Raw genomic sequence first — 18,723 nt, 5'->3', positions numbered from 1 at the left:
AAAAGAGTATACTTTATCCGAACAAGGAAACGGCATAGGGGATGCCACTTATGGGGAGGAACGTTGGAATGATCACTGACCAACAACATGCGAATCACCGCAAGAACGTACTGGAAGCGACACAAGAAATCGTCAAGGAGGCACTAGGGAAACTTGGTTATCCAGACGAGATGTATGAATTACTTAAAGAACCACTCCGGATGTTGACAGTCCGGATTCCGGTACGGATGGATGATGGTTCGACGAAAATCTTCACAGGATATCGTGCGCAACATAACGATGCCGTTGGACCAACGAAAGGTGGAATTCGTTTCCACCCGAACGTGACGGAAGTCGAAGTCAAAGCATTATCCGTCTGGATGAGTCTGAAGGCAGGTATCGTTGACTTACCATACGGCGGCGGTAAAGGCGGAATCATCTGTGATCCACGTGAGATGAGCTTCCGTGAAATCGAACGTCTCAGCCGTGGATATGTCCGTGCTATCAGTCAAATCGTTGGACCGACGAAGGATATTCCAGCACCTGACGTCTTCACGAACTCGCAAATCATGGCGTGGATGATGGACGAATACAGTCGAATCGATGAATTCAACTCACCTGGTTTCATTACAGGGAAACCGCTCGTCCTCGGTGGCTCACACGGTCGTGAGACAGCGACGGCGAAAGGTGTCGCAATCATGATTCGGGAAGCGGCTGCTAAAAAGGGTATCTCGCTCGAAGGCGCACGTGTCGTCGTTCAAGGATTCGGCAACGCCGGAAGTTTCTTATCGAAATTCATGTATGATTTAGGTGCAAAAGTCATCGCGATCAGTGATGCGTACGGAGCACTCCATGATCCAAACGGTCTCGATATTCCATACCTACTCGACCGTCGTGACTCGTTCGGTACCGTGACGACATTGTTCAAAAATACGATTTCGAATAAAGAATTGCTTGAACTTGAATGTGATATTCTTGTTCCGGCAGCAATCGAGAATCAAATCACAGAAGACAATGCGCACGATATCAAAGCAGCGATCGTCGTTGAAGCGGCTAACGGTCCGACGACGAACGAGGCGACGAAAATTCTCGCTGAACGTGATATCCTGATCGTTCCGGATGTTCTTGCTTCGAGTGGTGGCGTAACGGTCTCTTACTTCGAATGGGTACAGAACAACCAAGGGTATTACTGGACGGAAGAGGAAGTACACGAGAAACTTGAAAAAGTACTCGTGAACTCGTTCAACCAAGTCTATCAGACAGCGCAGACGCGAAATGTCGACATGCGACTTGCCGCCTATATGGTCGGTGTCCGGAAGATGGCGGAAGCATCTCGTTTCCGTGGTTGGGTCTAATATGATAATGAACGTCCGCTTCTTCTTTACGAAGAGCGGGCGTTTTGCATTGCAATTTCTTTCGTCTATGGTAGAGATTTGCTAAGATATAAAAAAAGCAACCGGAAGAGGAGATATTCGAATGTTAGATTGTATCGTAATCGGTGCAGGACCGTGTGGGTTATCTGCTGCGATCGAAATGCAAGATCGGGGACTAGACGTCGAAGTGCTCGAAAAGGGAAATATCGTCGAAGCGATCTATCGTTATCCGACGCATCAAACGTTCTTTTCAAGTAGTGAGAAGTTAGAAATTGGTGGTGTACCGTTCATCAATAAAGAATTAAAACCGCGACGTCTCGACGCTCTCGTCTATTATCGAGAAGTCGTCAAACGAAAACAGTTGACGATTCGTCCGTTTGAGACCGTCGAGCGGATTGAACGTCAAGCGGATCATTTTATCATCCACTCGGAGCGTTCCGGGGAAAAAAGAAGCCGAGAAGCTCGCTCCGTCGTGCTTGCGACAGGTTATTATGGTTTACCGAACCGGATGGATGTTCCTGGAGAGGAATTACCTCATGTCTCGCACTACTTTACGGAAGGACATCCGTATTTTGATCAAGATGTCGTCGTGATCGGTGGGAAAAACTCGAGCGTCGATGCAGCGATTGAACTTGAAAAAGCGGGAGCGCGTGTGACTGTCCTTTACCGTGGACCGGAGTATAGTCCATCCATCAAACCTTGGGTGTTGCCGAACTTCGAATCTCTCGTTCGTTCGGAAAAGGTCAAGATGATTTTTGGAGCGTCAATCGAAGAAATTACGGAGCAAGAGGTGATTTATCAAATAGATGGAGATAAACAGACTGTCCGTGCTGATTTTGTTTTTGCGATGACAGGTTACACACCCGATGTCGGATTGTTCGCTGACACAGGCATTACGATTGATCGTAAAACAGGCATTCCAAGTCATGACGAAGAGACGATGGAATCGAATGTCCCGGGCATCTATATCGCAGGTGTCGTCGCAGCAGGATATGACGCCAATAAAATATTCATTGAAAACGGACGTTTTCACGGTGCAAGCATTGCCAACCATCTCGTTGAACGGTTACGTGGTGCATCGGTACAAGCCTAAACAAAACCTCTTGATTTGGAAGATAAATTTCCGGATCAAGAGGTTTTTTCATTTATTCAACGCGGAATGATTCTTCGAGTTCTAGTTGTGAGGCATCGATTTCAAGTTCGACCATCAGTTTAAGCCGCGCTTTTTGTGAATTCAGTCCATTCGAGAAAATGACGCCGAGTTCTTTTAATTGTTGTCCGCCACCCGTATATCCATATACATCTTGAACGATTCCGTTGAAGCAACGGCTGACGATGACGATCGGCATGACGGTAATCAATTCAGCGATGGCATCCACAATGCTTGGTGGTACATTCCCTTGACCAAGAACTTCAAGGACGAGCCCATCATAACCGAGTTGTTTCACAGCAAGTAATAGGTCGGGTTCCATACCGGCATAGACTTTAAGAACGGCGACCCGTTTTGAGAGCGAAGTTACCATATGTGTTTGTTTTAAGAGTGGTGTATTGAATAAGTAGACATGATCCTTCGTTACCATCCCAAGATTTCCGAAATGAACGGATTTGAATGTATCGACGGATGACGTATGCGTTTTTGTGACGTTGAATGCTGAATGGATTTCCCCGTTGAAGACGACGAGGACACCTTTTCCGCGCGCAGCTTCACTGACAGCGACACGAAGTGCCGTAATCAGATTAAACTCACCATCGGATCCGACCTCATTGGAAGAACGCATGGCTCCTGTCAAAACGATCGGAACAGGTGCACCAAGCGTCAAATGTAAGAAATAAGCCGTCTCTTCCAGTGTGTCCGTTCCGTGAGTGATGACGACGCCGTCGTAATGTTCCTTCTTGAGCTCACTCTCGATGAAATGGGCTAGACGTAACATGATGTCAGGTGTCATATGCGGAGAAGGTAAGTTTGCGAAGTGACGCGTCGTAATATTGGCAATATCTGTTGCTCGCGGGAGTGAAGCGTCGAGTGGATTGATATCATTTGGTAAGACATGACCAGAATGATCCTGTGCCATGGCGATCGTTCCACCCGTATGAATGAGTAATAATGATTTCATGCTAAAGGGTCCTTGTCTACAGACAGAAGACCTTCACCTACTTTCTATAGCGGATTCAATTCGTTCTCCCATATTGTAACCTTTTTCCCTCTTGAAACAACGAGGACGTTTTCTTTTTTCCAAGAAACCTTTATTCTTATAAATGAGGAAGAAAGGGGGAGAGGAAGCGTGGTTCAAATCGTTTTCTCCGGAGTTGCCCCAGGCATCGCACTCCTAACTTATTTTTATCTACGTCACGAACATGAATCGGAGCCAGTCGGATATATTCTTCGAAGTTTCATTTTCGGTATTTTACTTGTCTTTCCCTTGATGTTCATCGACTATATCGTCCAGACAGAGTTTGGTGGACGTGAAGAGGTACAGTTGATTCGAACAGCTGTCACGGAAGAATTCGCCAAATGGTTTGTCGTCTTTTATACGGTCTATATCCATCAACGGTTTAATGATTATTACGACGGGATCATCTACGCGGTAGCCTGTTCACTTGGGTTCGCAACGCTTGAGAATATTTTATATCTGATGGTGAATGGAACAGTCGAACATATGCTGTTCCGGGCACTCTTACCAGTATCTGGTCATGCTTTGTTTGCGGTCATCATGGGATTCTTCATGGGCATGGCGAAATTCTCGCCTCATCCTTACCGCTGGTTGTCCCTCTCGATTGCGCTTCCGGTATTTGCGCATATCTTATTTAATTTGTTAATATTGGAAAATGGTGGTATATCTTTTTTGCCAATCGTCTTCATGGTCATCCTATGGACGATTGGATTATTTCAAGTACGAGGTGCCAATCGTTTAAATCAGCGATTCAAACGAAAAAAACAACATTCAGATGGCATCGAATAGAGAGTAGGAGCGAAGTAGTATGATGGAAATTGGGGATTTGGTAATGCTTTCGAATAGTGAGGATCGACAAGGTCGCACAAAGGTGACGGCCGTGACGAATCGATTGATTTGGATTGAAGCACCGAGTGAGGTCGCGACACTCAAAACATTCATCTTGTCAGAGCAAGAAGAAGTTTCATTTTATTTCTTTAAGGAAAAAGGCAAATTATTTGGATTTGATACGGTCGTCGTTGAACGACAAAATGATCCACTTCGCGGTCAACGATATGCTTTGAAACGACCGAAGGATGATCAAATCGAACGCATCCAACGACGTCAGTTCGTCCGAGTACCGCAAATACTCGATGTCGCTGTACACCCTCATAAAACGCATTTCGAGCCGTTTACGACGGTGACGCTCGATCTATCGGCTGGAGGAATGATGATCTTGTCGGATCAATTACCGGTTCAAAAAGAGGAAGAGGTGGAAATGACATTCATTTTGCCTACAGGTGAGGGCATATCGAGTACATTAGATGTCATCGCTGAACTCGTTCGAATTGATCGGCGTGAAGAACGATATGAATTAGCATTCCAATTTACGATGATTCCCGACAGAAGTCGCGAACTTGTATTGCGTCACTGTTATCAAATGCAAATGAAAAGTTCAAGAAGGGGCATGAATCCATTCACCTGACCGCATTTTTTTGCTATGATAACGTTCGGAAGAATGAATTCCCGGTAATTATAGGGAAGATGGAAGGATTGGATGGATGATGAAAAAGATTCAAATCGCTTTAGATGGACCAGCGGGTGCTGGAAAAAGTACGATCGCAAAACAATTGGCAGCGCGCCTTGACTATGTATACATCGATACAGGAGCCATGTACCGGGCCGTCACACTGGCAGCACTTGAACAATCACTTGATCTCAACGATGGGGAAGTGCTCGGAGAATTAATGAAATCGCTTGATATTCGTTTAACACCAGGCGAAAACGGGCAACGTGTCTTTATTGGTGATCGCGAAGTAACGGATGCGATTCGTTCCATCGAAATCACGAATAATGTCTCGTTCGTCGCTCGTCAAAAAGAAGTCCGGGTTGCACTCGTCACGGCACAGCGGAAATTAGCTGAACGCGGTGGAATCGTCATGGATGGACGTGATATCGGCACAGTCGTATTGCCGGATGCAGAATTAAAAGTCTTTTTGACGGCAACTGTCGAAGAGCGTGCAGCTCGAAGACACCGTGAAAATATCGCGCGTGGGATGGACAGTGACATCACGATTCTTCAAGAAGAGATCGCACTGCGTGATAAGCGCGACAGCGAACGTGAAGTCTCGCCATTGCGTCAAGCTGACGATGCACTATATCTCGATACGACAGAGATGACGATCGATGAAGTCGTCGTCCGATTGATGGAGCTAGCAGAGGGTGTCCTAAAATGAAACGTCAAGATACCATTTACCGGATTGCCCGGTTTGTCGTCTGGGTCATTGCGAAAACAGTCTTCCGATTGAAAGTGACAGGACAAGAGAACATTCCAAAAGACGGTTCTTTACTCGTCTGTGCCAATCACAGTTCGAACTGGGACCCGGTCTTCCTCGTCAGTGCGATTCCGCCAAACCGCGCGGTGCGTTACATGGCAAAAGAAGAACTGTTCAAAGTTCCTGCCTTAAAACAATTAATGATTGCGGCAGGAACATACCCTGTCGGTCGCGGTCAAGGAGATCGTCAAGCCTTGAAACGGACGATTGAACTATTGAATTCAGATGAGACGGTCGGTATTTTCCCAGAAGGAACACGTTCCGCACCAGGTGAATTTACAGCAGCACAACCAGGAGTCGGGTTCTTTGCGTTACGATCGAATGCGCAGGTTTTACCGATTGCCATCATCGGATCATACCGCCCGTTCAAACGGATGCACGTCGCGGTCGGGAAACCGGTTGATATTTCGGATTTACGTGATCAACGGGGCGCAGCGAAATCGATTTCTGACCGAATTATGGACGAAATCAAATCCGTCTACTTCAATCACGCTTAATACCTTGACAAATAGTCAGAATTGTAAGAAGTTAGAAGCAGGATAAACGCATTGACACGTGTCAGGCGTTTCTTGTACTCATCGTGAGGAGGTTGTTTTGGAATGGTCGAAGAAATGAAAGATATGCCTGATTTTGAAATTCATCGGGACCAGGTAGTTACCGGAATGGTCGTGAAAATTGAAGACAAGCAAGCACTCATTGATATCGGATATAAAACAGAAGCCATCTTACCGATCAGCGAAGTATCGAGTCTTCATCTCGATGATATTCGCGGCGTGCTGAACGTCGGAGATGAACTACAAGTGAAGGTCAAGAAAATCACGGATGAAGAGGTCGTCGTCTCGAAACGAGAAATCGACGCGCTCAAAGCGTGGGAGCAAGTAGAAGAGAAGTATAAATCAGGTGAGATCTTTGAAGTTGTCGTCAAGGACATCGTCAAAGGTGGACTCGTCGTTGATATCGGTGTCCGCGGATTCATTCCAGCGTCACTCGTCGAACGGCATTATGTCGAGGATTTCTCGGATTACATCGGTCGTTCGATCGAAGTCAAGGTCGTTGAACTCGATCAAGAAAAGAACCGTGTCATTCTCTCGCACAAAGCTGTCGTTGAAGGCGAATTGAACGCGAAGAAAAAAGAGACACTTGAAAATTTAGAAGTAGGTCAAATCCTCGAAGGTACAGTCCAACGTTTAACGGACTTTGGTGCTTTCGTTGATATCGGTGGCGTCGACGGTCTCGTTCACATCTCTGAGATGGCACACCACCGTGTCGAGCGTCCTTCGGATATCGTCACGGAAGGTCAAAAAGTCGAAGTCAAAGTACTTGGTGTCGACCGTGATACAGAAAAGGTCAAGTTATCGATCAAGGAAACACAACCTGGTCCATGGCAACAGATGGAAGGGAAGATCGAAGCTGGCGATATCGTTAAAGGACGTGTACGTCGTCTCGTCCAGTTCGGAGCCTTCATCGAACTTGCGCCGCAAGTAGAAGGACTTTTGCACATTTCGCAAATCGCGAACCGTCATATCGGTTCACCTTCGGAAGTACTCGAAGAAGGACAGGAAATCGAGGCGAAAGTACTCGAAGTACGTCTTGATGAGCATAAGATTTCGCTATCAACACGTGTCCTTGAAGAGGAAGAATCATCTGCTGACGATTACTCGGATTATACGAATCAATCAGAAGGATTCTCGGTCGCTGACTTGACTGAGGACGATTCTGATCAGAAAGAATAAGCAATGACACAAAGCGGACACAAGCGTGTCCGCTTTTTATATGCGGTTTGTTATGGTATATGACAGTTTGATTTGATACAATAGAACGGCTATGAAGCGAGAGAAGAGAAAGAAGGTGTTGGGATGGCAATTCCAGTCGTGGCGATCGTAGGTCGCCCAAATATCGGAAAGTCGACGATTTTTAACCGGGTGATTGGAGATCGGGTTTCAATCGTAGAAGACAAGCCAGGCGTTACCCGCGACCGTATTTACGGAACTGGAGAATGGCTGAATCGTCATTTTCATTTGATTGATACAGGTGGAATCGAAGTCGGGGATGAGCCCCTACTTCAAATGATGCGTCATCAGGCGGAGCTCGCTATTGATGAAGCGGATGTCATCATTTTCATGGTGAACGGACGCGAAGGAATCACAGCAGCGGATGAGGAAGTCGCGAACATGTTATTCCGTTCGAACAAACCAGTCGTCGTAGCTGTCAACAAAGTCGATAACTTTGAAATGCGTGATTTAATGTATGAATTTTACTCCCTTGGATTCGGAGACTTGTTCCCGATTTCTGGTACACATGGTCTTGGTCTAGGTGACTTACTCGACCGTGTCCTTGAACTCGCACCAGATAAAGAAGAATTAGAATATGACGAAAGCACGATCAAGTTTGCCTTGATTGGTCGTCCAAACGTCGGAAAATCAAGTATGACGAACTCGATTCTCGGTGAAGAACGTGTCATCGTTTCGAACATCGCTGGTACGACGCGCGATGCGATCGATACACCGTTTACGCGGGATGATCAAGAATACGTCATCATCGATACGGCCGGGATGCGAAAACGCGGGAAAGTCTATGAATCAACAGAACGTTTCAGCGTCATGCGTGCACAAAAAGCAATCGAACGGGCAGATGTCGTCTGTGTCGTGCTTGATGGCGAAGAAGGTATCATCGAACAAGATAAAAAAGTGGCGGGATATGCTCACGAAGCAGGTCGCGCGGTCATCATTGTCGTCAATAAATGGGATGCTGTCGAAAAAGATGATAAGACGATGAAAAAGATGCAAGAAGAGATTCGGGAAGAATTCCGTTTCCTTGACTATGCACCCATCGTCTTCGTCTCAGCGAAAACAAAACGTCGTTTGCAGACGTTGCTACCGGTCATTCAACAAGCAGCGCACAGCCATGCACAACGGATTCAGACAAGCGTCTTGAACGATGTCATCGTTGACGCTGTCGCGATGAACCCAGCGCCGACGGATAAAGGAGTTCGTCTTCGGATCAACTATGCGACTCAAGTCGCGTCACGTCCGCCAACGTTCGTCTTGTTCGTCAATGATCCAGAATTGTTGCACTTCTCTTATAAACGATATCTTGAGAATCGGATTCGGGAAGCATTTGATTTTACAGGTACACCAATCCGGATTTTAGCTCGTCAAAAACAATAATGAGGTGAGTCAGTATGACCAAAATCGCTGTCATCGGAGCGGGGAGTTGGGGAACAGCGCTCTCGCTCGTCTTAGCCGATAATGATCAGGAAGTCATGCTTTACGGTCGTGAACAAACAACTGTCGACCGCATCAATGAACATCATGAAAACGCGCAATTTTTGCCAGGTGTCATGTTACCACAATCATTGAAGGCGACGACGGATCTTAAAGTGGCGGTCGAAGGCGCAACGCATATCTTGATCGTCACACCGTCCTCTGCGATTCGTTCGGTTTCCCGACAATTGAATGAATTGTTGACGGAACCAGTCGTTTTGATTCATGCATCAAAAGGAATCGAGCCAAAGACGCATCTTCGGTTGTCAGAATTAATCGAAGAAGAGGTCGATCCTGCGAAACGCAAAGCGGTTTGTGTCTTGACCGGTCCTTCGCATGCCGAAGAGGTCGCGTTACGTAAACCAACGACAGTGACCATCGCATCGGATGATTTAGAAGAGGCTGGTCGTGTACAGGAGCTGTTTACGAATGAAAACTTCCGCGTCTATCTGAATGCGGATATCATCGGAGCTGAACTTGGTGGGGCGCTCAAAAATATCATTGCGCTTGCCGCAGGTATGACGGATGGTCTCGGTTACGGGGATAATGCCAAAGCAGCATTGATTACGCGTGGAATGGTCGAGATGGCACGTCTCGGTACGATGCTTGGAGCTAACCCGATGACGTTCACTGGATTGACAGGAATGGGTGACTTGATCGTTACTTGTACATCGGTTCATAGTCGAAATTGGCGTGCGGGGAATGCCATCGGTCGCGGTGAAAAATTAGAGACGGTGCTAGAAAACATGGGAATGGTCGTCGAAGGTGTTCGCGCGACCCAAGCGGCATATGATTTGGCGGAGACGAAACAGTGTGAACTCCCAATCACTTCCGCTCTCTACCATGTTCTCTTTGACGGTCATACACCGGAAGAAGAAGTCAAAAAGTTGATGCAACGACCACAGAAAAATGAGATCGAGCATCTCTTCACGACGAAAGATTAACGGAGTGGGGTGGAAACCTTGAGTCCAGGATTAATAAAAATGTGGATCTCGTTCGCTGGCATTGGACTCTTTGCGATCAGTGTCTTGCTGGTCACGGTCAGTCGGACGAAGTTGAAGGGGATATGGCAGGTTCTCGTATCGACATTGGCATTCGTATGTTTCATCGTTGCGTCGATCATCATGGTATTCATCGTCATGGCGGGGCCAAGCGCATGAAGAAGTGGTTCGTGATCCTCATGCTCATTCCGGTGACGTTGTTATCGGGTTGTCTATTTCCAGACAGTCAGAAACCGTCGAACCGCGTACCGTATCCACAACAGTTGCGTACCGTACAGGATGCTGTCGATGCGTATCAAAAAGACACGGGTGTTTTGCCCATCAAGACGATGGAAGCAGATACTCCGCTTATGGAGCGTTATCAAATCGAATTAGGGCGGCTCATTCCGCGTTATATGAGTGATCCACCATCGAACAGTTTTGAAGGTGGCGGAACATTCATCTATCTGTTAGTCGATGTCGACACGAAACCGACTGTTAAGTTGATGGATTTACTTGTTGCAGAAGAGTTACAGAAGCTCCAAGTTCGGATTGATGCGTATCGGAAGAAGAACGAAAAGTATCCGTTTAAAGGATCGTTCGGAAAAAACCAGTTTACGCTTGACTATAAAAAACTATTCATCAAAAAAGAACCGACTGTCCCAAGTCCGTATTCAGATGAAAAGTTGTCGATCTATGTCGATGGTCAAGGACGCCTCTTCATCAACTATTTACCTGAGTTGAAGAAAGCTGTTCAAACTGCGAAGAAAAAGCCGAAAGTCGGTCAAGATATTCGGTATTTGCTCTATGAAGATCAACCTTTTGTTCCTGCCTATTCTCAAAGCTACACGATAAACGAAAAAGGCGAACCTGTGTTTTCAGAGGAATCGAGCGAAGAATCTGAAAATTGAACGTTATTTACACGAAAATGTTGTAATAGCAACGTTTATGGGGTATGATTACCCTCGAAGAAGTGATTGGGAGGGGGTGAAAGTAATGAACAAAACTGAACTCATTCAAGCAGTCGTCGAAAAATCAGGTCTTACAAAAAAAGACGTGACGAAAGTTGTTGAATCAACATTCGAATCGATCACTGAGACACTTCAGTCTGGAGAGAAAGTCCAATTGATTGGATTTGGTAACTTCGAAGTCCGTGAGCGTGCAGCCCGTAAAGGTCGCAACCCACGTACGAAAGAAGATATCGAGATTCCAGCAAGCAAAGTACCTGCCTTCAAACCAGGTAAAGCATTGAAAGATGCTGTGAAGTAATCCGGCTACATAGTCGCCCGAGATTTTCTCGGGCGGCTTTTTTGTGGACATTCAGAAGCGTGAAAGCCCGCCGATTATGGTATATTAAAAAAGAAGAACGTCCATCAACGAGATGGCACTGGAGATCGGGGGGTAAAAGCATGGAACAACATGAGCTGCGCGTGGATGAAATCATCACTGCACTCACCACTAAACAAACGACACGATTGGCTCGACATGTGGATTTCCCTTCCATCGATCGTGAACAGATCAGTTGGTTGATTGATGTCGCTCAACATGACACGCTGGATACGGAAGCACTCGTCAAAGCGATTCATTTCGCACAAGTAGCGCTACGTCTGCATGAGCGTGTCAATGAAACGCTACGCGGTTCGAAGGAGCGACAGTTGCTTGTATTAGCAGGGGATTTATTCTCGAGCTACTTTTTCGAACAGCTAGCTGGGTTACCAAAAGAGATTCTCGTTTCACTCGGACGGACGATTCAACGGGTCAACGAAGCAAAGTGTGCCCTTCACGAAATGAATTATGCATCGACGGAAGAACGGGTTCTCTTGTGGTTAACAGCAGAGTTCGGATTAATGCAAGGACTCGCGGCAATCACGAAACGAGAATGGCTGACACGACAGGGGCGGCAAATCATTCAACAACAGGCAGAACAATTGGATCTGGTCGCACAGAAATTACTGTTATCGCATCTCGAGCAGATGGCGGTAGCATGAGATCTTGGAAAGGGTGAGCGGTGTGCAGGCAAAAGATAAAGAAAAAAAAGTATATGAAGTGTTTCAATCGATATCAACGAACTATGATCAAATGAATTCAGTCATCAGCTTCCGACTGCATAAACTATGGAGACGCGAGACGATGCGCCGGATGCAAGTCTTCCCGGGCGCTAAATGTCTCGATCTTTGTTGTGGGACAGCGGACTGGACGATTCAACTAGCGAAAGCAGCCGGCCCGACAGGTGTCATCAAAGGACTTGATTTTTCAGAAAACATGCTAAGAGTCGGCGTGGAGAAGGTAGAAGCGCTCGATATGAAAAACATCGAATTGATTCACGGAAATGCGATGGATCTACCGTTCGGTGATAACTCGTTCGATTATGTGACGATTGGTTTTGGTCTACGAAACGTACCGGATTATCTACAGGTCATCAAAGAGATGCATCGTGTCTTAAAACCAGGTGGAACGGTCGTCTGTCTCGAGACGAGTCAACCGACGGCACCGATTTTCCGCGAAGCATATTCATTGTATTTCGGAAAAATCATGCCACAAGTCGGGCGATTGCTTGCGAAATCATACGATCAATACAACTGGCTACAAGAATCGACGGAAGTGTTCCTCGACCGCGTCGAACTGAAACAACTCTTCGAACAGGCAGGCTTCATGCAAGTGGAAGTCAAGGCATTCGCGGGTGGGGCTGCTGCGATGCACCTTGGGAAGAAGTGGTGAGATGTCACTGCATTCCATATACCGTGATGTCACGAAGGAAGTTAACTTAGTCGATCGTTTTCTGATCAGTCATATCGCTTCTGAGGAACCAACGATCGATGCGGCTGGAAAGCAACTGTTGAAGGCTGGTGGAAAACGGATTCGACCGGCGTTCGTATTGTTAGCGTCTAAATTCGGTGAAGCAGATCGGGATGAGCTGATTCGTGTGGCGGCCAGTCTTGAGCTCGTCCATATGGCATCACTCGTCCATGACGATGTCATTGATGACGCAGAACTACGACGAGGAAAACCGACCGTTATGCAATACTTTGATGAAGAAGTAGCGCTGTATTCCGGGAATTATCTGTTCGGTGAGGCGATTCGGTTGATCGGTGAAGTCGGAAAGCCGGAACTTGTCCAGGTGATGGTCCATACGATGCGTGAAATTTGCGAAGGTGAGATTGAACAAATCTATGACCAATATGATTGGGAACAATCAATTAAACGCTACATCAAACGGATTGAACGAAAAACAGCTATTCTCATCGAAGCGAGTTGTCACCTAGGTGCAATTGTTGCGAACTGTTCTGCAGCCGATACGAAAGCGTTACGGTTGTTTGGACGAGATATCGGACTTGCTTTTCAAATTGCTGACGATTTGCTTGATTTCACAGCGAATCGCACAGAACTTGGTAAGCCCGTAGCAGAGGATTTGCGTCATGGACACAAAACGTTACCTGTCTTTTATGGTGCAGAAGATGCTGTCTTTTATGAACGTCTTTCAAAAATCGAGAGTATGCCAACACATGAAGAAGTCGCACCCTTATTATCGTTTCTTCAAACTTCGGGTGCTCTTGAACGAACGCAACAAACAGTCGATCATTATATCCATCGTGCCATCAAACGTCTCGAACCATTACCTAAATCTTCTGCTAAACGATCGCTTGAAGAAGTCGCACGCTACGTTGGAAAACGAAAAGGATGAAGATTGTCAAAAATTTCTTGCTGTTCTTCTCAAAAGCCAGTAAACTGACTATGTAAGCGCTTTTCTAAAAGCATTTCATAGGGGGAACTAGAGATGGAACAGACATTTTTGATGGTCAAACCGGATGGCGTAGAACGTGGATTGATTGGGGAAATCATTGGACGGATCGAACGCAAAGGATTCATCATTCGTGAAATGAAAATGATGAACGTCACAGAAGAGCTAGCAAAAGCACATTACGAAGAGCACGCGGAGAAACCGTTCTTTGGAGAGTTGGTCACTTTCCTCACATCGGGTCCTGTCGTTGCACTTCGCGTCGAAGGCACAGACGTCGTTGCCGTCTCGCGTTTGATGATCGGGAAAACAAAACCACTTGAAGCAGCACCTGGAACGATTCGTGGTGATTTCGCGAACACGATGAGTGAGAACGTCATCCATGGTTCAGATAGTGTCGAGAGTGCGGAGCGTGAGCTTGCCCTCTGGTTTCAAGGACAACCAGTCAACGCGTAATACATGAATAGAAAGACAACGGGGAAGGGATTCGATTTGATCGAATCCCTTTTGTCGTGTTCTTGTAAAACGGAATGACCCAATTGTCTAATTGCTTTTTGGAATGCCTATAGCTTTATGCTACTATAGAAAATAAGTTGAACCGGTCATGGAAATGACCATTCGATATCGAGAGTGAGCGAGGTGTGCCAATTGGAAGATTATGAACTTTTTATTCAACGATTCAAGACCAAATCAGGGATTGATCTCGGTCAGTATAAAGAAGCACAGATGAAGCGGCGATTGACGGCGTTACGTGACAAAAAAGGATATAGTACATTTGCTTCTTATATGCAGGCAATGGATAAGGACACATCGTTATACGACGAGTTTTTAGACCGGATGACGATCAATGTCAGTGAATTTTTCCGTAATCCGATTCGTTGGCAACAATTGGAACAAGATATCTTACCGATCCTAGAGTCGCGAGCACATGGACGAATCCGGACGTGGAGCGCAGCTTGTTCGACCGGAGAAGAACCATACTCTCTCGCGATGATTTTAAGTGAACGGCTCGATCCATCCGCCTTTACGATTCAAGCAACGGATTTGGATGAACTCGTTCTTGAAAAAGCCAAGCTTGGTCGATATGGAGCTTCTGCATTAAATGAAGTCGTCGAAGCGCGTAAAAAGAAATATTTCATCGAGCAAGAGCAAACGTTCGAAGTCGTTCCAGAAATCAAACGACTCGTTCGTTTCAGTAAACATAATCTGTTAGGAGACCGGTACGATACAGGGTTTGATTTAATCATCTGCCGCAACGTGCTGATTTATTTTACAGAAGAAGCGAAAGCGCACGTCTATCGTTCGTTCGTCGAGGCCTTAAAGCCAGGTGGAATCCTATTCGTTGGTGGAACGGAACAAATTTTCCAGCCCGAACGGTTTGGATTAAAGATGAAACAGAGCTTCTTTTACGAAAAAATCGGTTAAACAGGAAGGGATGAAGCGAATGCGTTACATGACAGCAGGAGAATCACACGGAAAAGGGTTGACCGTCATCATCGATGGGATGCCAGCAGGACTCACGATTGATTTCGAAGCCATCCAGCGTGAAATGACACGTCGCCAAGGCGGATACGGACGCGGACGACGCATGCAAATCGAACAGGATCAAATTGATGCACGTGGTGGGATTCGTCATGGATATACGACGGGATCACCAATCAGTTTGTTCATCGAGAATAAGGATCATACGCACTGGACACAAGTCATGCAATCGGAACCACTCGAAGAACAGTTGGAGCGCCCGCGGACGTTGACGCGTCCACGTCCCGGACATGCGGATCTCGTTGGTGGATTGAAGTACGGTCATCGTGATTTACGCGATGTACTAGAACGTTCTTCCGCTCGTGAGACGGCAGCACGTGTTGCAGTCGGCGCCTTCGCTAAACAATTACTGAATGAACTCGGGATTGAAGTGTTCTCGCACGTACGGTCGATTGGTGGAATCGATGCACCGTGGAAGGATCCTGTGGAACATCAGGAAACGATTGATGCTTCACCCGTTCGATGTGCTGACGAACAAGCAGGACAACGGATGATGGAGGAAATCGATGCGGCCAAAAAAGAAGGGGATACACTCGGCGGTGAAATCGAAGTCGTCGTGACAGGCATGATGCCAGGCGTCGGGTCCTTTACACAAAACGATCTAAAGCTCGACAGCCGAATTGCGCAAGCTGTCATTAGTGTCAATGCGATGAAATCAGTCGGTTTTGGTGACGGGTATGAACTTGGTCGTCGCAAGGGGAGTACCGTCCAAGATGAAATCGTTCATGATGCATCCGGATATCATCGACGTACGAACCATCTAGGTGGAATTGAAGGCGGGATGTCGACAGGCATGCCGATTCGCGTCCAAGTAGCAATGAAGCCGATTCCGACGCTCTATCGTCCACTGCAATCGGTAGATATCGAGACGAAGGAAGCATTCACGGCACAAATCGAGCGAAGTGATGCCTGTGCCGTTCCAGCCGCATCGGTTGTTTTAGAAGCCGTCGTCGCGTTTGAGATTGCGGTTGCTATCCTTGAAATGTTCGGGACATCGACACTCGATCGTCTTCAAGCTGCCGTCGCCGCCTACAAAGAGGAGGTTCGGACGTTTTGATCGAATTTGATATCCGGTTGAACACGTCATATCCAGTACTTGTCGGAAATGGGGCATTAGCCCGGTTATCGCATCTTTCAGAGCTGAACGAGGCGGACCGCATCTGGGTCATCACGGATGAAACGGTACATCACTTGCAGATGGATCGATTGCAGGCTGCATTAGCGGATGCATCGCCGTCGATCGATGTTCATATCAGTACCGTTGCGCCTGGGGAGAACAGTAAGTCGCTTGCCGTTTATGGCGCTCTACTCGAAGAAGGGATTCGGTATGGGATGACACGTCATAGCCTTATCCTTGCGTTCGGTGGTGGAATGATTGGTGATTTAGCGGGATTCGTCGCGGCAACCTTTTTGCGCGGCATCCCGTTCATTCAAATTCCGACGACACTGTTAGCGCACGATTCAAGTGTTGGTGGAAAGGTTGGTCTCAACCTCTCCCTCGGTAAAAACTTAGTCGGTGCATTTTATCAGCCAAGTGGTGTCGTATATGATTTAACGCTCCTTCAGACATTACCAGACCGGGAATGGCGAAGTGGCTTCTTTGAGTTAGTCAAGCATGGGTTCCTTTCGCGACCATCATTTGCGGATTCGTTACTCGATATTTCGCTGGATGCTGTCAAAGGACTCGACTTAGAAGACTGGCTCGCACGGGGGATCAATGTGAAACGGGATATCGTCGAACAAGATGAGACAGAGCAAGGGATGCGTGCCTTCTTGAATTATGGACATACATTTGGTCATGCCGTTGAATATGCAAGTCCTGGTCTTGCGCATGGCGAGGCAGTAGGGATCGGACTTGTCTTCGTCAAGTTCTTGGAAGGAAATGACGAACAGGCGAAGCAGCTCGGGCAATTGCTCCACCGTCTTGGGACAGAATTGCCGGATCGACAATCGTTTAAGACATACCTTGAACTGATGCGTCGCGACAAGAAGAACCACCAAGCAACGATTCGATTCGTCCTTGAAAAAGAAGGACGCTTCATTTTAGAAGCGATCAGCGAAGAACGATTGCGTCGAGCATTCAATCAAACAGTGAGGTGTTTAGAATGGGCTTAAGAGGAACAGTACAAGTACCAGGCGATAAATCTATGACGCACCGTGCTTTCCTGTTCGGTGGAATCGCCGAGGGAACGACACGTGTCAGAAACGCACTTGAAGGGGCCGATTGTCTTGCTTCACTAGAAGCGATGCAGGCACTTGGTGCACAAATCGATCGAACACCAGAGGAAATTCGGATCACCGGAACGGATACATTCCAAGAAGCAACGATCGATTGCGGAAACTCGGGGACGACGATTCGTCTCTTGAGTGGTATCCTAGCAGGTGGTCAAGCGACGTACGCGCTCGATGGAGACGCTTCCTTACGCAGACGTCCGATGAAACGGATTACGGAACCGCTTGCCTTATTCGGAGCAAACATCACAGGTGAGACGGCACCTCTTCACATCACAGGAACGCCGCTTGTCGGAACGACGTATACGTTGCCAGTTGCAAGTGCACAAGTGAAAAGTGCCGTGTTGCTCGCAGGTCTGCATGCGACGGGTGAGACGACAGTCATCGAGCCGATCCTGTCACGGGACCATACGGAACGGATGTTGCCGCAGTTCGGCGTTGACGTAGCGATCGATGAACGCGAGGATGGTCGGCATATTCGTGTTCAAGGTCCTGTACGCTTACAAGCAACGTCACTCGACATTCCAGGCGATCCATCGTCAGCAGCGTTTTGGTGGACGGCGGCAGCAATCGGGCAGGATAGTCGCATTACGACGACTCACGTCTTGATGAATCCGACACGGATTGGTTTTTTACAGACGTTACGACAGATGGGTGCAAGTGTCGAAATCAATCATCGCTCAGAAGACAGTGGAGAGGAGACGGCAGATGTGACCGTCGAGACGACATCGTTACAAGCGATCACCGTCGAAGGTGATCAGATTCCATCCTTGATTGATGAGATTCCACTACTCGCTTTGCTTGCGACGCAAGCGGAAGGACGAACAATCATTCGCGATGCACAAGAGCTTCGTGTCAAGGAAACGGATCGGATCGACACGGTCGTGACGGCATTACAGCGTCTTGGGGCGAATATCGAGGCGACGGATGACGGCATGATCATCGAAGGACCGACACCTTTGCAAGCAGCGGAAGTCGACAGTGCAGGTGATCACCGGCTCGCGATGATGTTGACGATCGCGGCGACGATCAATCCGGAAATTATGGTTCATGGACGCGAAGTAGTTGAAGTCAGCTATCCAACGTTCTATGATGATTTAAAGAAACTTCAATCCGACCAATCTGAGTAAGC

General features: G+C 47.2%; 21 protein-coding genes. 20 read left to right on the top strand and 1 reads right to left on the bottom strand.

Features of this window, described 5'->3' with window-relative positions:
* The first annotated feature begins 68 nt into the window (after positions 1-68).
* Together B3G15_RS08480 and B3G15_RS08475 are read left to right on the top strand one after the other, a co-directional pair.
* A complete protein-coding gene (locus B3G15_RS08480) occupies positions 69-1,334 on the top strand; it encodes a Glu/Leu/Phe/Val family dehydrogenase (RefSeq protein WP_023468654.1) in 1,266 nt (421 codons plus the stop codon).
* Between the two features lie 121 nt (positions 1,335-1,455).
* A complete protein-coding gene (locus B3G15_RS08475; protein WP_214859818.1) occupies positions 1,456-2,445 on the top strand; it encodes a YpdA family putative bacillithiol disulfide reductase in 990 nt (329 codons plus the stop codon).
* 52 nt (positions 2,446-2,497) lie between these two features.
* Here the strand turns inward: B3G15_RS08475 and B3G15_RS08470 are convergent, their stop codons facing one another.
* Entirely contained in the window at positions 2,498-3,466 is a 969-nt protein-coding gene (locus B3G15_RS08470) for an asparaginase (RefSeq protein WP_195864806.1), read from the bottom strand.
* 168 nt (positions 3,467-3,634) lie between these two features.
* Between B3G15_RS08470 and prsW the strand changes: the two genes are divergently transcribed.
* From prsW to aroA, 18 genes are all read left to right on the top strand, one after another.
* Positions 3,635-4,312 (top strand): glutamic-type intramembrane protease PrsW, encoded by a 678-nt coding sequence (prsW, locus tag B3G15_RS08465; RefSeq protein ID WP_290719992.1) that lies wholly within the window; start codon positions 3,635-3,637, stop codon positions 4,310-4,312.
* 19 nt (positions 4,313-4,331) lie between these two features.
* On the top strand, positions 4,332-4,988 hold the full coding sequence (locus B3G15_RS08460) for a flagellar brake protein (protein WP_214859820.1): 657 nt from the start codon (positions 4,332-4,334) through the stop codon (positions 4,986-4,988).
* Positions 4,989-5,064: 76 nt separating this feature from the next.
* On the top strand, positions 5,065-5,739 hold the full coding sequence (cmk, locus tag B3G15_RS08455) for a (d)CMP kinase (RefSeq protein WP_214859822.1): 675 nt from the start codon (positions 5,065-5,067) through the stop codon (positions 5,737-5,739).
* Complete coding sequence (locus tag B3G15_RS08450; RefSeq protein WP_290719986.1) at positions 5,736-6,335, top strand: lysophospholipid acyltransferase family protein; 600 nt, start codon at positions 5,736-5,738, stop codon at positions 6,333-6,335. The genes cmk and B3G15_RS08450 overlap by 4 nt, the downstream gene beginning before the upstream one ends.
* A gap of 102 nt (positions 6,336-6,437) precedes the next feature.
* Entirely contained in the window at positions 6,438-7,571 is a 1,134-nt protein-coding gene (gene rpsA, locus B3G15_RS08445) for a 30S ribosomal protein S1 (protein ID WP_023468647.1), read from the top strand.
* A gap of 123 nt (positions 7,572-7,694) precedes the next feature.
* Complete coding sequence (der, locus tag B3G15_RS08440) at positions 7,695-9,005, top strand: ribosome biogenesis GTPase Der (RefSeq protein ID WP_023468646.1); 1,311 nt, start codon at positions 7,695-7,697, stop codon at positions 9,003-9,005.
* Positions 9,006-9,019: 14 nt separating this feature from the next.
* Positions 9,020-10,045 carry an NAD(P)H-dependent glycerol-3-phosphate dehydrogenase gene (locus B3G15_RS08435; RefSeq protein ID WP_214857984.1) on the top strand — a complete coding sequence of 342 codons (1,026 nt, stop codon included), beginning with the start codon at positions 9,020-9,022 and terminating at the stop codon, positions 10,043-10,045.
* A gap of 39 nt (positions 10,046-10,084) precedes the next feature.
* Entirely contained in the window at positions 10,085-10,261 is a 177-nt protein-coding gene (locus B3G15_RS08430) for a DUF2768 domain-containing protein (RefSeq protein ID WP_034786022.1), read from the top strand.
* Entirely contained in the window at positions 10,258-10,992 is a 735-nt protein-coding gene (locus B3G15_RS08425) for a hypothetical protein (RefSeq protein ID WP_029342012.1), read from the top strand. The genes B3G15_RS08430 and B3G15_RS08425 overlap by 4 nt, the downstream gene beginning before the upstream one ends.
* Before the next feature lie 85 nt (positions 10,993-11,077).
* Complete coding sequence (locus B3G15_RS08420; protein ID WP_012370671.1) at positions 11,078-11,350, top strand: HU family DNA-binding protein; 273 nt, start codon at positions 11,078-11,080, stop codon at positions 11,348-11,350.
* A 140-nt stretch (positions 11,351-11,490) separates the two neighbouring features.
* A complete protein-coding gene (locus B3G15_RS08415; RefSeq protein WP_023468642.1) occupies positions 11,491-12,069 on the top strand; it encodes a heptaprenyl diphosphate synthase component 1 in 579 nt (192 codons plus the stop codon).
* A gap of 22 nt (positions 12,070-12,091) precedes the next feature.
* Entirely contained in the window at positions 12,092-12,799 is a 708-nt protein-coding gene (locus B3G15_RS08410) for a demethylmenaquinone methyltransferase (protein WP_023468641.1), read from the top strand.
* 1 nt (position 12,800) lies between these two features.
* Positions 12,801-13,763: a polyprenyl synthetase family protein gene (locus B3G15_RS08405; RefSeq protein ID WP_023468640.1), complete on the top strand. Its 963-nt coding sequence runs from the start codon at positions 12,801-12,803 to the stop codon at positions 13,761-13,763.
* Between the two features lie 93 nt (positions 13,764-13,856).
* A complete protein-coding gene (gene ndk / locus B3G15_RS08400) occupies positions 13,857-14,273 on the top strand; it encodes a nucleoside-diphosphate kinase (protein WP_058704890.1) in 417 nt (138 codons plus the stop codon).
* A 192-nt stretch (positions 14,274-14,465) separates the two neighbouring features.
* Positions 14,466-15,242 carry a CheR family methyltransferase gene (locus tag B3G15_RS08395; protein ID WP_023468638.1) on the top strand — a complete coding sequence of 259 codons (777 nt, stop codon included), beginning with the start codon at positions 14,466-14,468 and terminating at the stop codon, positions 15,240-15,242.
* A gap of 19 nt (positions 15,243-15,261) precedes the next feature.
* Positions 15,262-16,416, top strand: coding sequence for a chorismate synthase (gene aroC / locus B3G15_RS08390; RefSeq protein ID WP_290719966.1), 1,155 nt, complete (start codon positions 15,262-15,264; stop codon positions 16,414-16,416).
* Entirely contained in the window at positions 16,413-17,474 is a 1,062-nt protein-coding gene (aroB, locus tag B3G15_RS08385; protein ID WP_290719963.1) for a 3-dehydroquinate synthase, read from the top strand. Before aroC ends, aroB begins: the two co-directional genes overlap by 4 nt.
* A complete protein-coding gene (gene aroA / locus B3G15_RS08380) occupies positions 17,465-18,721 on the top strand; it encodes a 3-phosphoshikimate 1-carboxyvinyltransferase (RefSeq protein ID WP_290719960.1) in 1,257 nt (418 codons plus the stop codon). The genes aroB and aroA overlap by 10 nt, the downstream gene beginning before the upstream one ends.
* Positions 18,722-18,723 lie beyond the last annotated feature (2 nt).

It is taken from the genome of Exiguobacterium sp. UBA1053, assembly GCF_002316465.1.
Lineage (GTDB): Bacteria > Bacillota > Bacilli > Exiguobacteriales > Exiguobacteriaceae > Exiguobacterium_A > Exiguobacterium_A abrahamii.
The sequence above is the reverse complement of the archived record's forward strand: the minus strand, read 5'-3'. Positions and strand labels throughout refer to the sequence as shown.